The following is a 17,609-nucleotide window of genomic DNA, read 5'->3' as shown; positions in this document are numbered from 1 at the left end:
AAAAACCGCTGTGCTGGAACCGGCACTCAGGCCGTCGAAACCGGTGCCTCGTCGCTGTCTTCGCCTATCCACTGGCGCAGCAGCTGCCGATGTTCGCGTGACAGGGTGAGGAAGCGGAAACCGGTCCAGCTCTGGCCGGGCACATGCGCCGGCTCGCTCCACAGCAGGTGCACGCCCACGTCAATGGCCTCGTGGCGGCCGTCACCGATCGGCAACGGGAAGCGGAACTGGTACAGCGCGTCCTCGCGCAGCGGGGTGCTGGCCAGCATCAACATGCCAGTCTCGGAGACATTGCCGAGCCGGCCCACCACGCATTCGCGCATCTGGTCGGTGACCGGTACCAGGTCCGAGACCTGGCGACGCGGCGCGCGGCGGGTGTCCTGCGGCGGTTGCACGTTCAAACGGACGCCTCCCTGTAACGGCCGCCGGCCAGCGCACGCAGCGCACCGAGGCTGGCCTGCCATGCGCGATCGACCAGCCGCCCCTTGTCTTCGGTGACCAGCTGCGCGCGTCCGGCGCTGAGCTGCCGGGCCAGCGTATCAAGGTCGGTATCGGCGATCTTCTGCCCGCGCGGATTGACGAACAGGGCGTGGCCGGTCAGCAGGCTGTACCAGGACAGGCGCTGGCGGCGCAGGGTGCCGTCACCGTTGTCGATGTCGAACCAGCTGCCAAAGGGCAGGGTCACCAGCTGCTGGTAGGCCGCCTCTTCGGCGCTGCTGCGCGGCGTGCGCGGGGCGTCGGCGCTGCCGCTGGCAGCATGTTCGCCCAGTCGTGCACGTGCCTTCAGGCGCGCACTGAGCTCGGTGCGCGAGGTGCTTTCATCCTCGCCTCCTGGCGTGGCCAGGCGGCGCGCAACGGCGGCGGCTTCCTCGGCGTGATAGCCGACCTGCACGAGCGCCGATTCCACCTCGCTGGCCAGCACTGCATCGGTGCCACCGTTGGCATCGACGGCCTGCGCGGTCACCGCGGCGATGCGCTCGGTCTGTAGCAGGCGTTCCTGCCACTGCGGCGAATCGTCGCCATGGCGCAGGCGGGTGAGGGTGAGTGCATCGGCCCAGGCCTGGCGCAGCAGGGTCTGCACGAAGCGCGGCGGCGCCTGCGTGTCGCAGCACTGGTCGATCTGCGCATTGGCCTGGCGACGCGCCAGTTCCAGCCGTTCCTTGCCACGCGCGGCCTCGACGTGGCGGCGCTCGGCCAGTTCGGCACGATGGGCCGCCGCGCGCTGATGCTGCTGCACGTCCTCGTTGGCGGTGGCGAAGGCCTCGGGCGAGCGTGCATCCTGGCCGAGCAGACCCTGCACGCTCTGCGCCATGCGCTGCAGCAGCTGGGGGTCCACGTCATCGTCGCCCAGCCAGTTGGCGCCGACTTCGGCAATCTGGTTGAGCAGTTCGCGTGCAGGGTGTTCGTCGCGCACGAAGAAGCCGGGGTCGGCCATCGCCGCACGCGCCAGCGGTACCTGCAGGCGCGCCAGCAGGGCGGCCGGCACCGGGTCGGGGCGCTGCTGTTGCTGCACCTGCTGCATCAGCAGGCGCAGCAGGTCGAGGTTGTCGCGGTCGTGGCTGCCCAGCTGGGCCTGCGCGCCGTGCTCGCTGCGCAGCTGGGCGACCACCGCGGCCTGCAGGTCGGCGACGCCGGTAGCCGCGCTGGACTGGGCCTGCAGCCGCGCGAGGACCGCATCGACGGCCGCACTGGGCACGGCAGCGGTGTCCGCAGGAGGGGCAGTGGCATGGCGGGCCTGCTGCAGCAATTCATGCAGCGCACTGCCGGTGGACGTGGTCACGCCAGCGGTGGCTGCGCCCGGCGTACCCGCGTCGTTGAATGCGTCCTGCACCAGGTTCGACCAGGAACCGGCCGGAGCGGAGCCGTTCCAGCCGGTCAACGGCGCGGCGGAACGCTTGGCAGGCTGGGTTGTGCGGCCGCCGCCCACCGACTGGGTGATGATCCGCCGGGTGCTCGACGAGCGTGCCAGGTACGGGGTGTAGACCAGGCCCGGCAGCACGCCATGCTGGGCCAGCAGCGCATTGGCGCGGTCCAGCACATCGCCCAGGCGTTCCAGCACCTGCCGCTCGAAGCTGCGGTACAGCGCAAGCTGCACCTCCACGCCAAGGGCGTCCTGTTCGGCGATCCGGCGCACCATCGCGCACAGGGCCTGCGGTGCCAGTGGCAGGGTGTCGGCCTCGAACGCCGGCGCCGCCGCGAGCACGCCCAGGCGCTGTCCCAGCAGGTTCAACGTATTGGTTGAACGCAGGGTCTCGCGCCGGATCATTTCGGTCAGCAGCAGGTCGCGATCCACCTCGTGCTCATCGACCAGCGACAGGCCGAGCGTGCCCGGTAGCGGCGGCGGCGAAGCAGGGGCCGCAGCGGCGGTGGACGGCTCGCGCAGGCCCGCCAGCGCTTCGGCCACGGCATCGAGCATGCGGTCGGCGAAATGGCCGGCGAACGCGTGCAGCTGGCCACGCTGGGCCATCAGGTCCGCCTGCTGCATCGGATTGCGTGCACGGTCGGCGTCGTGCAGCAGCGTCTGCTCCAGCGCTTCGACGGTCAGGATCAGGGGCGCGGCCAGCGTTTGCCGGCACAGGCCGATCAACGCACCCAGCAGTTCACGCACCCGCGATGGCAGGTCGCTGGCGGCCAGGCGTGCTTTGTCGGCAGAGGTGATGGAAAAGACAGCTGACATCGGCGAGCGGTACCCGGATTCCCGCGGATCGATCCTGTGAATCTACCGTGTCGGCCGCAGTCGGCGCTACTTTAGGCTGAACGTGTCTCACGTTCATCGGGCAGGGCCGATGGATGAACGGTAGTGCCTGCCGCTGGCCGGCAGCGCTGTCTTTACCAGAGTGCCGGCCAGCGGCCGGCACTACCCGGTATGGCGGAAGGCTTATTCCTCCAGGAACAGGCTCACCACATCGTTGGTGAACCGGCGGCCCAGCTCGGTCGGCTGCACATGACCCTCCGCCACCTCCAGCCAGCCGCGCTGGACGGCCTCGGCCAACGGAGCGTCCAGCACGCCGCGCGGCAGCCCGGTGCGCGACTCGAAATCGCGAAGGCTGAACCCTTCGTGCAGGCGCAGCAGGTTGAGCATGTACTCGAACGGCAGGCGCTCGGCTGCGATCACATCGTCACCCCCGAAAGAGGCCGGCGTGCCAGCGCTGTCCAGGTAGGCCTGCGGATGCTTCAGCTTCCAGCGGCGCAGCACGTGTTCTTCGGCGCCCGAGCTGATCTTGCCGTGCGCACCGGCACCGATGCCCAGGTAATCGCCGAAACGCCAGTAGTTCAGGTTGTGCGCGCTTTGCCGGCCGGGGCGCGCATAGGCGCTGACCTCGTACTGGCCGAAACCAGCCTGTGCCAGCAATGCCTGGCAGTGTTCCTGCATGTCCCAGGCGTTGTCTTCGTCGGGAATGCCCTGCGGCGGCCGCGCGAAGAACACCGTGTTCGGTTCCAGGGTCAGCTGGTAGTGCGAGATGTGCGCCGGCTGCAGCGCGAACGCACGCTCCAGGTCGGCCTCGGCGCCGGCCAGGGTCTGTTCCGGCAGCGCATACATCAGGTCGATGTTGAAATTGTCGTAGCCCGCGTCCTGCGCCATCTTCACCGCGCGCTCGGCTTCGCCACTGTCGTGGATGCGGCCGAGGCGCTTGAGCATGGCGTCGTCGAAACTCTGGATGCCGAAGCTGAGGCGGTTCACGCCGGCCGCGCGGTAGCGGTCGAAACGGCCATGCTCGGCGGTGCCCGGGTTGGTCTCCAGGGTGATCTCGGCATTGGGTGCGAAGCGCAGGCGCGCGCTGGCCTGCTGCAGGAAGCGGTCGATCGCCTCCGGCGGGAACAGGCTGGGCGTACCGCCGCCGAAGAACACGCTGTGCACCACCCGGCCCCAGACCAGCGGCAGGTCCTGGTCCAGGTCGCGCAGCAGTGCATCGATGTAGGCCTCGAACGGCAACTCGCCCTTGGCCTGGTGCGAATTGAAATCGCAGTACGGGCATTTGCGCACGCACCACGGCAGGTGCACGTACAGCGACAGCGGTGGCGGCACCAGCCGCGGTGCGCCGTCGTGGTCAGCGGAGCAGGCTTCGCCGGGCAGGTGGTTGCAGTGGTCGTGGGCGTGCGGCATGGGCTTCATCGGTAGTGCCGGCCGTTGGCCGGCTTCCCTGGTTCGATCAGGTCGGGCGTCAGTACAGCGTCGCCAGCTGTTGCTTGAGCTGCTGCAGGGCAACGGCACGGTGGCTGATGGCGTTCTTCAACGCCGGCTCCATTTCCGCGGCGGTCAGGCCGTGGGTGGTGTCCAGGAACACCGGGTTGTAGCCGAAACCATTCGTGCCACGCAGCTCACGGATGATCTGCCCTTCCCAGCGGCCTTCGCAGATCAGCGGCTGCGGGTCGGTGGCGTGGCGCAGCAGCACGATCACCGCATAGAAGCGGGCACTGCGCTGACCATCGGGAATACCGGCCATCGCGTCCAGCAGCTTGGCGTTGTTGGCAGCGGCGTTGGTCGGGTGGCCGGCATAGCGCGCGCTGTACAGGCCCGGTGCACCACCCAGGGCATCGACGATCAGGCCGGAATCATCGGCCAGCGCCGGCAGGCCGGTCGCTTCGCAGGCGGCGCGTGCCTTCAGCAGCGCGTTCTCGACGAAGGTCAGGCCGGTCTCTTCCACGTCGCCCAGGCCCAGCTCGGCGGCCGAGGTGATCTGCAGCGGCAGGTCGGCGAGGATCTCCTGCATCTCCACCAGCTTGCCGGCATTGTGGCTGGCCAGTACCAGTTTCTTCATTGACGGGGCTCCAACAGGTCCCAAGTGTTGCCATACAGGTCGCGGAATACCGCGACCGTTGCATAGGGTTCTTCGCGCGGTGCTTCCAGGAACTCGACGCCGGCGGCCAGCATCGCCGCGTGGTCGCGGTGGAAGTCGTCGGTGTTGAGGAAGAAGGCAACGCGGCCACCGGTCTGGTTGCCGATGCGGCTGCGCTGTTCCTCGTCGCTGGCACGGGCCAGCAGCAGGGCGGCGGCGCTGCCGTCGGTCGGGCCGACCACCACCCAGCGCTTGTGCCCCTGGTCGATGTCTTCGAGCAATGCGAAGCCGAGCTTGCCGGTGTACCAGGCAATGGCTTCGTCATAGTCGGCAACCACCAGGGTGGTCAGGGCGATGCGCCGGTTCATGCCGACAGCGCCGCCTGCTGCGCGGCCAGCAGCTCGGCCACGCCCTTCTCGGCCAGGCCCAGCAGCGCGTCCAGTTCATCGCGACGGAAGGCGTGGCCTTCGGCGGTGCCCTGCAGCTCGATGAAGCCGCCACCGTCGTTCATCACCACGTTCATGTCAGTGTCGCAGTCGCTGTCTTCGGCGTAGTCCAGGTCCAGCACCGGGGTGCCGCGGTACACGCCCACCGACACTGCTGCAACTGCGCCCAGGACCGGGTTGCGCTTGATGTCGCCACGCTTCATCAGCACGTTCACCGCATCGACCAGGGCCACATAGGCGCCGGTGATGGCGGCGGTGCGGGTGCCACCGTCGGCCTGCAGCACGTCGCAGTCGAGGGTGATGGTGCGTTCGCCCAGCGCATTGCGGTCCACGCAGGCACGCAGGCTGCGGCCGATCAGGCGCTGGATCTCCAGTGTGCGACCGCCCTGCTTGCCACGGGCCGCTTCGCGGTCGCTGCGGGTATGGGTGGCGCGCGGCAGCATGCCGTACTCGGCGGTGACCCAGCCTTCGCCCTTGCCGCGCAGGAAGCCCGGCACGCGGTTCTCGACGCTGGCGGTGCACAGCACGCGGGTTTCACCGAAGCACACCAGCACCGAACCTTCGGCGTGGCGGGTGAAGCCGCGTTGGATGACGACCGGGCGGAGCTGGTCGGGCTGGCGGCCGCTGGGGCGGGAGTCGGACATGGTGCGGGTTCCGTAATGGCGAGGGAGTACGCCGCCACGCCCGCGGCCTTCACGGGGCGGGCAAGGGGGCTCTGGTGAGGGCGCTAGGGTACCATTCCCCCTTTGCACGCACCGGACACATTCCATGATTCGAAGCATGACCGCCTATGCCGGCGGCGAGCGGGTCACCCCGTGGGGCACGCTGGGCTGCGAGCTGCGCTCGGTCAACCACCGCTTCCTGGAGGTCGGCACCCGCCTGCCCGAGGAACTGCGGGCGCTCGAACCGCAGCTGCGCGAGCGTATCGCCGCGCGCTTGAGCCGCGGCAAGCTGGATCTGGTGATGCGCCTGCGCGCGCCGGAGGCGGCTGCCAACCTGCAGGTGGACGAGGCCCTGCTGGGCCAGCTGGGCCGCCTGGCCCACCGCCTGACCTCCGATTTCCCGAACCTGCAGGTCAGCTTCACCGATCTGCTGCAGTTGCCGGGCGTGACCCGCGGCGAGGCAACGGATGCCGCCGCCCTGCAGGTCGAGGCGCTGGCCCTGCTGGACCAGGTGCTGGACGGCTTCGTCGAAGCGCGTGAGCGCGAAGGCGGCAAGCTGGCTGCGGCCATCAGCGAACGCGTGGACGGCATCGAACGCATCGCCACCGAAGTGCGCACCTTGATTCCGGCCATTCGCGACGGCCAGCGCGCCAAGCTGGCCGCCCGTCTGGCTGACCTGCCGCACCCGGTCGACCCGGGCCGTGCGGAGCAGGAGCTGGTCCTGTGGCTGCAGAAGCTGGACGTGGATGAAGAGCTGGACCGCCTCGGCAGCCACATCGTCGAGATCCGCCGCGTGCTCAAGCAGCGCGAGCCGGTCGGTCGCCGCCTGGACTTCCTGCTGCAGGAGTTCAACCGCGAAGCCAATACGCTGGGCTCGAAGTCGGTGGACAGCCGCACGTCCAATGCCGCGGTGGAGCTGAAGGTGCTGATCGACCAGATCCGCGAGCAGGTGCAGAACATCGAGTGATGTTGCGTGCAGCGATACAGCAGGGGCGCCTTCGGGCGCCCTTGTCGTTCCAGCGCATCAGCGCACGCTGACGCCCGGCGCCCCTTCACCCAATCGCCCGACCACGGCCGCCTGGCCGAACCCTGCGTCGTGGAAGCAGGCCAGCACCGCATTCACTGCCTCCGGGGCGCAGGACACCAACAGCCCGCCACTGGTCTGCGGATCGGTCAGCAGTGGCTGCCAGTGGCCGGCCAAGCGTTCGGCGAAGCGCACTTCGGCGCCATACGAGGCCCAGTTGCGGGCGGAGGCGCCGGTCACGCAGCCGCGCTGCAGCAGCTCCAGCGCCTGCGGCAGCAGCGGCACCTGTGCACTGTCCACTTCGGCAGCGACGCCGCTGGCGCGGCACACTTCCAGCAGGTGGCCGAGCAGGCCGAAGCCGGTGACGTCGGTCATCGCGTGCACGCCGTCCAGCGCGGCCAGCGGCACACCCACGCTGTTCAGGCAGGTGGTCGACGCGATCATCTGCCGGTAGCCCTCTGCATCCAGCACTTCCTTCTTCAGCGCCGACGAGTACACGCCCACGCCCAACGGCTTGCCCAGCACCAGCACGTCGCCGGCGCGGGCATCAGCATTGCGCTTGAGCCGCTGCGGGTCGAGCACGCCGATCGCGGCCAGGCCGTAGATGGGTTCCACCGAATCGATGCTGTGGCCGCCGGCCACCACGATGCCGGCGTCGGCGCAGGCACGCTCGCCGCCCTGCAGGATGCCGCGGATGGTGTCCTGCGGCAGGGAGTTGATCGGCATGCCGACGATGGCCAGCGCGAACAGCGGGCGCGCGCCCATCGCATACAGGTCCGACAGCGCGTTGGTGGCCGCGATGCGGCCGAAGTCGAACGGGTCGTCGACGATCGGCATGAAGAAGTCGGTGGTGGCGACGATTGCCTGGCGGTCATCGAGGCGGTACACCGCGGCGTCGTCGCTGGTCTCGCGGCCCACCAGCAGTTCGGCCGGTGCGGGAAGTGCTGGAACGCCGCGCAGCAGTTCGCTCAGCACGCCCGGCGCGATCTTGCAGCCGCAGCCGCCGCCATGCGCGAGAGAGGTCAGTCGTTGCGGGGCATCGGCCGTGGATGGGGCGGGTGACTGCGCGTGCGTGGCCATGCCGACATCTCCTGCGGAAACACGAATGGCGGAAGGCAGCAGGAGTCGAACCTACCAGGGAACGATCGACGCCCCCTACTGGGTTTGAAGCCCAGCCACATGCCCGGATGCGCATGCCTTCCGAAAGTACGGCGGTACCGGTGGGCTCAGTCGCGGGCTGCGTTCCACTGCAGGTCGCCGCGCGGCCGATGCTGGTCACCGACGCGTCGAGTGTAGCCAACGCGATTGAAGAACTCCAAGATCTGGATGCTGCGTTTGCGGCCCAGGCCGATGGCATCGCGGAAGGCCGCCGCATCCATCGCGCCGCTGGCCTGTGACAGCTGCGCGACCATCGCGGCGAGTTCCGCAATGCGTGCGGGTGCATAGAACAGGTCCGGCACCACCTGGAACAGTTCGCCACGTGCGGCGGCGCGGCGCAGGACGGCGCGGACTTCGTCCTCGGCCAAGCCGATCTCGGCAGCAAGGGTGCGCACCCACGGCGGATCGAAGCCACCGGCGTGCAGTTGCGGCAGCACGCGTTCCAGCAGCAGGCGCTCGCGTTCCGGTGGCGCATGGTCATGGCCGGGCAGGCGCCACCAGGCGCCCACGCGTTGCACGCTGCCGTCGTCCAGCAGGTCCTGCAGCAGCGCATTCCAGAGCCCCGTCGCAAGCGCGGGCAGGGTGCTGCGTTGCAGGCGCCCGCTGTCGACACCGGGTTCGTCCGGGCGTCGCTCATGCCAGCTATGCAGCGATGTGATCACCTGCTCGCGCAGCACCTGCCAGTGCGAGGCGAGGATGACCACCGTATCATCGCGGGTGGCGATGCGCTGTGCGTCTGCAGGAAGATCGATCCGGTCGGCCGCGCGCCGGCAGTAGCGTTGCAGCGCGGCCATGGCAATGCCGAAGGGCGCCTGCTGCAACAGCGGGCCGATTCCCGCACCTGTGGCCAGCTGCTCCAGTGCGCCCAGCCAGGCGAGCCGTGCCGGGCTGCGCCGGCGCCGCTGTGGCGGGTCCGGGTCGAGCACGACGCCACCGCCCAGCGTGTGGGTCGCGGCGGAATCGCGGGCGATGAAGCGATCACCACACATCGCACAGACCGGTGCATCGAACACCAGCTGCACCAACTGCCCATCACCTTGGTCACGGTCCTCCAGCAGCACCACATGGGCCTGCCGGTGCATCGTGCCCCAGTGGATGTGCAGGGGTGCCCAGTCGCGCAGTGGTGCTGCCCGTGCGGACAGGCGCAGGCGCACATCGACGCGGGTGGTGGCCAGCAGCGCGCGCGGGTCGGCAATCCAGTCGCCACGATGAATCTCGTCGCGGGCGATGGCGGCCAGGTTCAACGCGCAGCGCTGCCCGGCCATGGCGTGGTCACTGGCCTGGTTCTGCGCGTGGATGCTGCGCACGCGCACATCGGTGGCGGCGGGCATCAGTTGGAGGTGCTCGCCCACCGTGGCGCCGCCGCCATGCACCGCGCCGGTCACCAATGTGCCGTGGCCCGCCAACGAGAACACGCGGTCCACCGGCATGCGGAACAACTCGTTGCGCAGCGCGGCCTGGCGCGCGTTGGCCTCGCCGGCGGCCCATGCGTGCAGGTGGGTGCGCAGGGCGTTGATGCCTGCGTCATCGGGGGACGTGCTGTTGCAGGCGAATACGGGGGAATCCTGCAGCGGCGTTCCGGCCAGCAAAGCGGCAATCTCGATCTCGACCCGGGCGATGCGCGCGGCGTCCACGCGGTCGATCTTGGTCAGCGCCACCGCGCCGCGATCCACGCCCAGCAGCTGCAGGATCGCCAGATGCTCGCGGGTCTGCGGCATCACGCCGTCGTCGGCGGCGACGACCAGCAGGGCGACATCGATACCGGTGGCGCCGGCCACCATCGTGTGGACGAAGCGCTCATGACCCGGCACATCGACGAAACCCAGCGTTGCGGCGGGGCCCGCGCCGTTCGCGCTTTCCACCGGGACATAGGCATAGCCCAGTTCAATGGAGATGCCGCGCGTGCGTTCTTCCTGCAGGCGATCGGTTTCGATGCCGGTCAGTGCCCGCACCAGGCGCGTCTTGCCATGGTCGATATGCCCGGCGGTGCCGACGATCATGGTTGCAGCGTGCTCCATTGGGCGAGGAAGTCCGCTTCGTCGGCCGGTTCCAGGCAACGCAGGTCCAGCCACAATGCGTCCTCGCCGATGCGGCCCAGCACCGGTCGCGGCAGCTGGCGCAGGCGCTTGGCCAGGCGGTCCAGGCCGCCACGCTGCGCAGTGGTGATGCGCAGGCCGGCACTGCCGAGCTGCGCCTGTGGCTGCGCACCACTGCCGATCTGGCTGTGCATCCGTGCCTGTTCAAGCATGTAGCCGGCCGGCAGCGCCGAGCGCATCAGCGGCAGCAGGCGCTGGGCCTGCGCATCCATGTCATCCTGTGTCCGCGACAGCGTACGCAGTGTCGGCAGCCGCTGGGCCAGCAGTTCCGGCTCGCGGTACAGGGCCAGCACCGCCGCCAGCGCGGCCAGGCCCATCTTGTCCATGCGCAGCGCGCGCTTGAGCGGGTTGCGGTTGATCCGCGCGATCAGGTCGGCGCGGCCGGCGATGATGCCGGCCTGCGGCCCGCCCAGCAGCTTGTCGCCACTGAACGAGACCAGATCGGCGCCCGCCGCCAGCGTTTCCTGCACGGTCGGCTCGTGCGGCAGGCCGAAGGCCGCCAGGTCGCACAGGCTGCCACTGCCCAGGTCCACCACCAGCGGCAGGCCATGGTCGTGCGCGAGGGCTGCCATCGTCGTGGTGTTGACCTTGGCGGTGAAGCCGGTGATCGCGTAGTTGCTGGCATGCACCTCCATCAACAGCGCGGTGCGAGCGCCGATGGCATGGGTGAAATCGGCGGGATGGGTGCGGTTGGTGGTGCCCACTTCGAGCAACCGTGCGCCGGCGCTGCGCATCACATCGGGAATGCGGAAGGCGCCACCGATCTCCACCAGTTCGCCGCGCGACACCACCACCTCGCGGCGGTTGGCCAGGCTGTTGAGCAGCAGCAGGACCGCCGCCGCATTGTTGTTGACCACGGTGGCCGCTTCGGCGCCGGTCAGCTCGCAGACCAGCGCCTGCACCCGCGCATCGCGGTCGCCGCGGCGGCCGCGGGCGATGTCGAATTCCAGGTCAACCGACGCGGTCATCGCGCGGGTGACCGCCTGCACGGCGGCATCGGGCAACAGCGCGCGGCCCAGGTTGGTGTGCAGCACGGTGCCGGTCAGGTTGAACATCGGCTGCAGGTCCAGCCGTGCATCGGCGGCAAGGGCGGCGTCGAGCGCCGCGACCAGTGCCGGGCCTTCAATGGCCTGCCGCAGCTGCCCGGCCGAGATTTGTGCGGCACCGATGCGCTCACGCAGCGCCTGCAGATGCACGCGCAGCAGCTGGGTGATGCGGCTGCGACCGTGATCTTCGATCAGTGCCGACAGCGCCGGCAGGCGCAGCAGCTTGTCCAGCGAGGGCAGGGCGGCGGCCGATGCCGGGGCGGCGGAGGTGCGTGGCATCGGTCAGTCGTCGTCGGATTGCCACAGCAGCGGATTCTGGCTGGCTCGCGCGTAGCCTTCCTCGCCCAGCAGCAGGTCCAGCGCCAGCGTGCCGAGGTCGTCGGCCACCGGTTCCAGCGCCGGGTCCTTTTCCAGGTACAGGATCTTGCGGTAGCTGTGGCAGTGGTCGCAGGTCTCGGCGCGCACCGCGCTCTCGCGCACGGCCTGGGCGGCATCGCCGTCGGCATCGGCCAGGGCGCGGTAGGCGATGTCCTTGCCAGCGGCGCCACACTGGCTGCATTGCACGCGCACGTAGTGCCACTGGCAGGCGCACAGCGAGCACGACATATAGCGGTATGAAGCATAGGGCGGGCGGGCCTGCACCACGCTGGCCACCGGCAGGGTGCCGCACAGCGGGCACAGCCCTGGCGCATCGGCCAGCGGCTTCAGGTCGCTGGGGCGGAAGCTGGCCGCCAGTACCGCCCAATACACCTGCAACGCGTTCATCACCAGCAGCGCAGCGACCGCGTCGACCGGGGGCGCGTCATCGCGTTCCAGCACGGCGTGGGCCTGCGCATCCAGCCAGGTGTCGTCGGCGGCGGCGACGCGCAGCAATTCCTGCCGTGTTTCCGCCGGTAGCCCCGCTTCGTCGGCGCAGTGCCGGCACAGCGTGCGCAGCCAGTCGCGCCAGCGCCCGTCCAGATAAAGCGTGTTGGCGGGCCGCAATGGCATGCCGGCGCTGGCGGCCGCGCTGGACTGCTGCGCGCGCGCGTGGTCCTGCAGCGCCTCGCGTTGCTGGGGTGTCAATTCCTCCAGCAGCGCCTGCTGTGCATCGGCCAATGCCGCCAGCAGCTGCAGGTAACCGCCGATGGCGCTGTGCGCGGCCAGGCTGCGCAGGCGCGCCGCGCGTGTGGCGAACAGCGACCCGGTATCAGGCAGGATGATGCGCGGCACGTCGCGCGAGGCGAGCGTCTCGATCTCACCGGGTTCAAGGATGCGTTGCGCCATGCAGGGCCAGCCAGAAGAACCAGCCTCCATCCTCGCCGTTGTCGGCGCTGGCGTCCAGCGCACTGTAGGCCATTTGAAATGGTCGGGGTCAGATCCGTTTTCCACAGGAAAACGGATCTGACCCCATCGGTTGTTGCCGTGTTCATCGTGTCGACCAAGGTCGACACCTACCAAAAGCACCGGGGAACTGTCGAAGGCGCCTCTGCAGGTGCAGGGCCGCAGGCCCTGCCGTTACCCCTCTTCCCGACGTCCGCGCAGGATGTCGCGGAACCACTGCCGGTGGTGCTTGTACGCCCACCCATAGGTCACCTTGCCCTGGGTCATCGCCCGCACCGAGCCCTTGATCCAGAGCGCCGCATAGATGTGCACCACGATCGCGCACACCAGCACCCAACCGAACAACGCATGGGCCAGCACCGAGAAGCGGATCAGCCCGATCGGGAAGAGATGGCTGAAGTATTGCCGCCAGATCACGAAGCCGGTCAGCAGCAGTGCCGACAGGCAACCAATGATCGCCCAGAACAGGAGCTTCTGGCCGGCATTGAAGCGGCCCACCGGCGGCAGCTTCTCATCCTCGTTGCGCAGTACATCGCGCATGCCGCGCATCCATGCGCGATCGTCGGCCGTCGGCAGATTGTCGCGCCACATGCGGAACGCCAGAAACGCAAAGCCGACCACCATGGCCAGCCCGATGAATGGATGCAGGATGCGCGTCCACGGGCCGCCACCGAACAGCTGGGTCAGCGGAAACAGGGCGGGATGGAACAGTGCCAGCCCGGACAGCGCCGTCAGCACGAAGCAGATCGCCACGATCCAGTGATTGATGCGGGTCGGCGCGCGGTAGCGGATGATCTGCCGCGGGTGCGGGGCGTACTTCATGGCCGCTGCTCCTCTTCGATCTTCTTCGCCTCGTGTTCGGCTTCCTCTTCTTCCTCGTCATTGACCGTGTTGCGGCCGATGCCGATGTAATGCAGGAAGCCGGCGAAGGCGGTGGCGGCGATCGCCAGCACGCCCAGCGGCTTGGCCACTCCCTTCCAGACTTCCACCATCGGGCTGATCCGCGGGTCCTTGGGCAGGTCGGCATACAGCTCCGGCTTGTCCACATGCTGCAGCACGTACATCACGTGGGTGCCACCCACGCCCTGCGGGTCGTACAGGCCGGCGTTCCCGTAGCCGCGCGATTTCAGGTCTTCCACGCGGCCGGCCGCGTGCTCGGTCATCGCCTGCTTGCTGCCGAAGGTGATCGCCCCGGTCGGGCAGGTCTTCACGCAGGCCGGTTCCTGGCCCACCGCCACCCGGTCCGAACACAGCGTGCACTTGTAGGCCTTGTGGTCCTTCTTGGAAATGCGCGGCACGTCGAACGGGCAACCGGTCACGCAGTAGCCGCAGCCGATGCAGTTCTCTTCCTGGAAGTCGACGATGCCGTTGGCGTACTGGATGATCGCGCCCGGCGACGGGCAGGCCTTCAGGCAGCCCGGGTCGCTGCAGTGCATGCAGCCCTCCTTGCGGATCAGCCACTCCAGCTTGCCCTTCTCGTCCTCGTACTCGCGGAACTTCATCACCGTCCACGACTGGTCGCTCAGGTCGGGCGGGTTGTCATAGCTGCCAACGCAGCTGCCGACCTCGTCGCGCAGGTCGTTCCATTCCATGCAGGCGACCTGGCAGGCCTTGCAGCCGATGCATTTGCTCACATCGATCAGCTTGGCGACCTGGCCGGTGTGCGCACCGCGCGCTTCCGGCGAGGGCGTGGTGGTGGCCGAGCGGCGGATGATGTCCAGCGATTGCAGTGACATGGCGTGTCTCCTACACCTTCTCGACCTTGACCAGGATGCACTTCGATTCGGGCGTCTGCGAGTTGCCGTCACCGATGGCGTTGGTCAGCGTATTGGCGATGTATCCGGGTTTGGCCGCACCGAGGAAGCCCCAGTGGATCGGCACGCCCACCTGGTGCACGGTCCGGCCATCGATCTGCAGGGCCTTGATGCGCTTGGTCACCATCGCTACCGCTTCGATGTGTCCACGCTTGGAACTGACCCGCACGCGGCTGCCGTTGCTGATGCCCAGCTCGTCGGCCAGGGCCGCGCCGATCTCGACGAACTGCTCGGGCTGGATGATGGCGTTCAACTTGCCGTGCTTGGTCCAGAAGTGGAAGTGCTCGGTCAGGCGGTAGGTGGTGGCCACATGCGGGAACTCGTCCGGCGAACCGATCTGTGCGCGATCGCTGGCGAATACGCGGGCGGCCGGGTTGTTCAGCGTCAGTGCCTGGCCGGGGCTGAGCGGATTGCTGCGCAGTGGCGTGTCGAATGGCTCGTAGTGCTCCGGGAACGGCCCTTCGGCCATGCCGGCCTTGGCGAAGAAGCGGGCGATGCCTTCCGGGTTCATGATGAACGGGCCCATCCCGCCGGCGGGATCTTCGTCGGCCTTGAAGTCCGGTACGTCCACGCTGCCCCAGTTCTTGCCGTTCCAGGCCAGCAGCGTGCGGCGCGGGTCGAACGGCTGGCCGGCCACGTCGCACGACGCGCGGTTGTACATCACGCGGCGATTGGCCGGCCACGCCCAGGCCCAGCCCAGCGTGTTGCCGATGCCGGTGGGGTCGCTGTTGTCACGCCGCGCCATCATGTTGCCGGTCGGGCCCCAGGCACCGATGTAGATCCAGCAGCCCGACGCGGTGCTGCCATCGTCGCGCAGGTCGCCGAATGCGGCCAGCTGCTCGCCGGCCTTGCGCACCAGCCTGGTCGGGTCCTTGGGATCGAACACGTCGGCCAGCGCCTTGCCGTTGTATTCCATCGCCAGCTCTTCCGGCGTCGGCAGCTCCGGGTTGGAATACTTCCAGGCCAGGTCGCGCACCGGATCCCACCACGCACCGCCGTCCTTCTCGTACATCGCCTTGATGCGATGGAACAGCTCGGACATGATCTCGATGTCGCTGCGCGCTTCACCCGGCGGATTGGCGCCCTTCCAGTGCCACTGCAGCCAGCGCGAGGAATTGACCACCGCGCCGTTCTCCTCGGCGAAGGACGTGGTGGGCAGGCGGAATACTTCGGTCTGGATCGTGCTCGGGTCGACGTCGTTCAACGCGCCGTGGTTCTGCCAGAAGGCGATGGTCTCGGTTTCCAGCGGGTCCATGCTGACCATGAACTTCAGCTTGGAGAACGCGCTGATCAGCTTGCCCTTGTTAGGCGCCGAGGCCAGCGGGTTGAAACCCTGGCAGATGTAGCCGTGGATCTTGCCCTCGTTCATCAGCTCGTACGCCTGCAGCATGTCGTACGGCTTGTCGAGCTTGGGCAGGTAATCGAAGCACCAGTTGTTGTCGGCGGTGGCGGCATCGCCCCACCACGATTTCATCAGGCTGACGTGGAACTTCGGATAGTTCTGCCAGAACGACATCTGGTTGGCGCGCAGCGGCTTCTGCGTGCGCTTGGCGATGTAGGCGTCGTAGTCCTGCTCGTCCTGCCTCGGCAGCGTCAGGTAGCCGGGCAGCAGGTCGGACATCAGGCCGATGTCGGTCAGGCCCTGGATGTTGGAATGCCCGCGCAGCGCGTTCATGCCGCCACCGGCCACGCCGATGTTGCCCAGCAGCAGCTGCACCATGGTGCCGGCACGCACGTTCTGTGCGCCGATCGAGTGCTGCGTCCATCCCAGCGCGTACAGGATGGTCATCGCCTTGTCCTTGCCGGCGGTGGACGCGATCATGTCCCAGATCTGGCGGATGCTGTCGGCCGGCGTGCCGCAGATGCGCTCGACCATCTCCACGGTGTAGCGCGCGTAGTGTTGTTTCAGCAGGTTGTAGACGCAGCGCGGGTCCTTCAGCGTCGGGTCGCTGCGTACGTAGCCGTCGTCACCGTAGGCGTAGTCCCAGCTGGAACGGTCGTAGCTGCGCTTCTCTTCGTTGTAACCCGAATACAGGCCGTCCTTGAAGGCGAATTCGTCCTTCACCAGGAACGGCATGTCGGTGTAGTTCAGCACGTACTCGTGCTGGATGCGGTCCTCGGTCAGCAGGTAGTTGATCAGGCCGCCCAGGAACACGATATCGGTACCGGTGCGGATCGGCGCGTACACGTCGGCCACCGCGGCCGAGCGGTTGAAGCGCGGATCGACCACGATCAGCCGGGCCTTGTTGTGTGCCTTGGCCTCGGTCACCCATTTGAACCCGCACGGGTGCGCCTCGGCGGCATTGCCACCCATGATCAGGATCAGGTCGGCATTCTTGATGTCGACCCAGTGGTTCGTCATCGCACCACGGCCTAGCGTCGGGGCAAGACCTGCCACCGTCGGGCCGTGTCAGACACGTGCCTGGTTGTCGAATGCCAGCATGCCAAGGGAGCGGACGACCTTGTGGGTCAGCACCGCGGTTTCATTGCTGGTGGCCGAGGCCGCCAGCATGCCGGTGGTCAGCCAGCGGTTGACTGTCTGCCCGGCTTCGTTCTTCTGCACGAAGTTGGCATCGCGGTCTTCCTTCATCAGCCGCGCGATGCGGTCCAGCGCATCGTCCCAGCTCAGCCGCTTCCACTCGTTGGAGCCCGGTGCCCGGTACTCAGGGTAGAGCAGGCGCGACTTGCTGTGGATGATGTCGGCCAGGCCGGCGCCCTTCGGGCACAGCGTGCCGCGGTTGACCGGATGGTCCGGGTCACCCTCGATATGGAAGATGCTCGGCTCGGCGTTCTTGGCGCCGTCGCCGAGGCTGTACATCAGGATGCCGCAGGCCACCGAACAGTAGGTACAGGTGTTGCGGGTCTCGGTCGCGCGGGTCAGCTTGTACTGCCTGACCTCCGCGAGCGCGATGCCGGGCGCGAAGCCCATCAATGCCAGGCTGGAGCCGACCAGGGTTGTCCCGGTCACTTTCAGGAACTGGCGGCGGCTCATCGATGGCATGCCGTTCTCCTGGGATGGCGGGGAGGCACGGGCCTCCGGGCTGTCGTTGGGTACGGCCCGGTTATAGCACAGGCCCCCGCACGCCCATGTGGCACAAGGCCCGGCGCCGGCGGGGCGGGCGCGCAACGGGGCCGCTCTGGTAAAGTTGCGTGCCCGCCCCCCGGGGAAGCGTCTGCCGGGCCTGGTTCCAGGATGTTCCGCGCAGCCCCCGCCGTCCTGGCGCGATCCTCCGCGCCGGATCTGGAACACCGAGGAAAAATT

14 protein-coding genes and 1 tRNA gene are annotated in these 17,609 nt (G+C 68.3%); 1 reads left to right on the top strand and 14 read right to left on the bottom strand.

Translation table 11 applies throughout. The annotated features are described in order from the left end of the window. Window positions 1-26 precede the first annotated feature (26 nt). From AC5QAB_RS03630 to rph, 6 genes are all read right to left on the bottom strand, one after another. Window positions 27-401: a PilZ domain-containing protein gene (locus AC5QAB_RS03630; protein WP_014648285.1), complete on the bottom strand. Its 375-nt coding sequence runs from the start codon at window positions 399-401 to the stop codon at window positions 27-29. Continuing rightward, window positions 398-2,677, bottom strand: a complete 2,280-nt coding sequence (locus AC5QAB_RS03625) for a DUF1631 family protein (protein WP_032956058.1) — start codon at window positions 2,675-2,677, stop codon at window positions 398-400. The genes AC5QAB_RS03630 and AC5QAB_RS03625 overlap by 4 nt, the downstream gene beginning before the upstream one ends. A gap of 201 nt (window positions 2,678-2,878) precedes the next feature. Next, a complete protein-coding gene (hemW, locus tag AC5QAB_RS03620; RefSeq protein WP_495233160.1) occupies window positions 2,879-4,105 on the bottom strand; it encodes a radical SAM family heme chaperone HemW in 1,227 nt (408 codons plus the stop codon). Between the two features lie 58 nt (window positions 4,106-4,163). Further along, window positions 4,164-4,760, bottom strand: coding sequence for an RdgB/HAM1 family non-canonical purine NTP pyrophosphatase (gene rdgB, locus AC5QAB_RS03615; RefSeq protein ID WP_134809243.1), 597 nt, complete (start codon window positions 4,758-4,760; stop codon window positions 4,164-4,166). Then, entirely contained in the window at window positions 4,757-5,146 is a 390-nt protein-coding gene (locus AC5QAB_RS03610) for a VOC family protein (RefSeq protein ID WP_032956062.1), read from the bottom strand. Before AC5QAB_RS03610 ends, rdgB begins: the two co-directional genes overlap by 4 nt. Further along, window positions 5,143-5,868, bottom strand: a complete 726-nt coding sequence (gene rph / locus AC5QAB_RS03605; RefSeq protein ID WP_014648280.1) for a ribonuclease PH — start codon at window positions 5,866-5,868, stop codon at window positions 5,143-5,145. Before rph ends, AC5QAB_RS03610 begins: the two co-directional genes overlap by 4 nt. A gap of 124 nt (window positions 5,869-5,992) precedes the next feature. Between rph and AC5QAB_RS03600 the strand changes: the two genes are divergently transcribed. Next, a complete protein-coding gene (locus tag AC5QAB_RS03600) occupies window positions 5,993-6,853 on the top strand; it encodes a YicC/YloC family endoribonuclease (RefSeq protein WP_005410888.1) in 861 nt (286 codons plus the stop codon). Window positions 6,854-6,910: 57 nt separating this feature from the next. On the opposite strand, the gene selD is transcribed toward AC5QAB_RS03600, so the two are convergent. The 8 genes from selD to fdnG all read right to left on the bottom strand — a co-directional run bounded on the left by selD (window position 6,911) and on the right by fdnG (window position 17,348). Continuing rightward, window positions 6,911-7,990, bottom strand: a complete 1,080-nt coding sequence (gene selD / locus AC5QAB_RS03595; RefSeq protein WP_197562080.1) for a selenide, water dikinase SelD — start codon at window positions 7,988-7,990, stop codon at window positions 6,911-6,913. 26 nt (window positions 7,991-8,016) lie between these two features. Next, window positions 8,017-8,112, bottom strand: a tRNA-Sec gene (locus tag AC5QAB_RS03590). Window positions 8,113-8,136: 24 nt separating this feature from the next. Continuing rightward, entirely contained in the window at window positions 8,137-10,068 is a 1,932-nt protein-coding gene (gene selB, locus AC5QAB_RS03585; protein ID WP_197562079.1) for a selenocysteine-specific translation elongation factor, read from the bottom strand. Next, the gene (gene selA / locus AC5QAB_RS03580; protein ID WP_197562078.1) at window positions 10,065-11,489 is read right to left on the bottom strand and encodes an L-seryl-tRNA(Sec) selenium transferase; all 1,425 of its coding nucleotides are present in this window, start codon (window positions 11,487-11,489) and stop codon (window positions 10,065-10,067) included. Before selA ends, selB begins: the two co-directional genes overlap by 4 nt. A gap of 3 nt (window positions 11,490-11,492) precedes the next feature. Continuing rightward, window positions 11,493-12,476, bottom strand: a complete 984-nt coding sequence (gene fdhE, locus AC5QAB_RS03575) for a formate dehydrogenase accessory protein FdhE (RefSeq protein ID WP_197562077.1) — start codon at window positions 12,474-12,476, stop codon at window positions 11,493-11,495. Between the two features lie 231 nt (window positions 12,477-12,707). Beyond that, window positions 12,708-13,355 carry a formate dehydrogenase subunit gamma gene (locus AC5QAB_RS03570; RefSeq protein WP_049440476.1) on the bottom strand — a complete coding sequence of 216 codons (648 nt, stop codon included), beginning with the start codon at window positions 13,353-13,355 and terminating at the stop codon, window positions 12,708-12,710. Continuing rightward, complete coding sequence (gene fdxH / locus AC5QAB_RS03565) at window positions 13,352-14,269, bottom strand: formate dehydrogenase subunit beta (protein ID WP_014648273.1); 918 nt, start codon at window positions 14,267-14,269, stop codon at window positions 13,352-13,354. Before fdxH ends, AC5QAB_RS03570 begins: the two co-directional genes overlap by 4 nt. Window positions 14,270-14,279: 10 nt before the next feature. After that, window positions 14,280-17,348, bottom strand: a complete 3,069-nt coding sequence (gene fdnG, locus AC5QAB_RS03560; RefSeq protein ID WP_197561789.1) for a formate dehydrogenase-N subunit alpha — start codon at window positions 17,346-17,348, stop codon at window positions 14,280-14,282. Between the last annotated feature and the right edge of the window lie 261 nt (window positions 17,349-17,609).

This window comes from Stenotrophomonas sp. YJH_SMC_127 (assembly GCF_059372445.1).
The sequence above is the reverse complement of the archived record's forward strand: the minus strand, read 5'-3'. Positions and strand labels throughout refer to the sequence as shown.

What these genes read in the sequence shown, in the direction of transcription:
- AC5QAB_RS03625 (WP_032956058.1), bottom strand. Translation starts at nt 2,677, where the DNA reads ATGTCAGCTGTCTTTTCCATCACCTCTGCCGACAAAGCACGCCTGGCC.
- hemW (WP_495233160.1), bottom strand. Translation starts at nt 4,105, where the DNA reads ATGCCGCACGCCCACGACCACTGCAACCACCTGCCCGGCGAAGCCTGC.
- rdgB (WP_134809243.1), bottom strand. Translation starts at nt 4,760, where the DNA reads ATGAAGAAACTGGTACTGGCCAGCCACAATGCCGGCAAGCTGGTGGAG.
- AC5QAB_RS03610 (WP_032956062.1), bottom strand. Translation starts at nt 5,146, where the DNA reads ATGAACCGGCGCATCGCCCTGACCACCCTGGTGGTTGCCGACTATGAC.
- rph (WP_014648280.1), bottom strand. Translation starts at nt 5,868, where the DNA reads ATGTCCGACTCCCGCCCCAGCGGCCGCCAGCCCGACCAGCTCCGCCCG.
- AC5QAB_RS03600 (WP_005410888.1), top strand. Translation starts at nt 5,993, where the DNA reads ATGATTCGAAGCATGACCGCCTATGCCGGCGGCGAGCGGGTCACCCCG.
- selD (WP_197562080.1), bottom strand. Translation starts at nt 7,990, where the DNA reads ATGGCCACGCACGCGCAGTCACCCGCCCCATCCACGGCCGATGCCCCG.
- selB (WP_197562079.1), bottom strand. Translation starts at nt 10,068, where the DNA reads ATGATCGTCGGCACCGCCGGGCATATCGACCATGGCAAGACGCGCCTG.
- selA (WP_197562078.1), bottom strand. Translation starts at nt 11,489, where the DNA reads ATGCCACGCACCTCCGCCGCCCCGGCATCGGCCGCCGCCCTGCCCTCG.
- fdhE (WP_197562077.1), bottom strand. Translation starts at nt 12,476, where the DNA reads ATGGCGCAACGCATCCTTGAACCCGGTGAGATCGAGACGCTCGCCTCG.
- AC5QAB_RS03570 (WP_049440476.1), bottom strand. Translation starts at nt 13,355, where the DNA reads ATGAAGTACGCCCCGCACCCGCGGCAGATCATCCGCTACCGCGCGCCG.
- fdxH (WP_014648273.1), bottom strand. Translation starts at nt 14,269, where the DNA reads ATGTCACTGCAATCGCTGGACATCATCCGCCGCTCGGCCACCACCACG.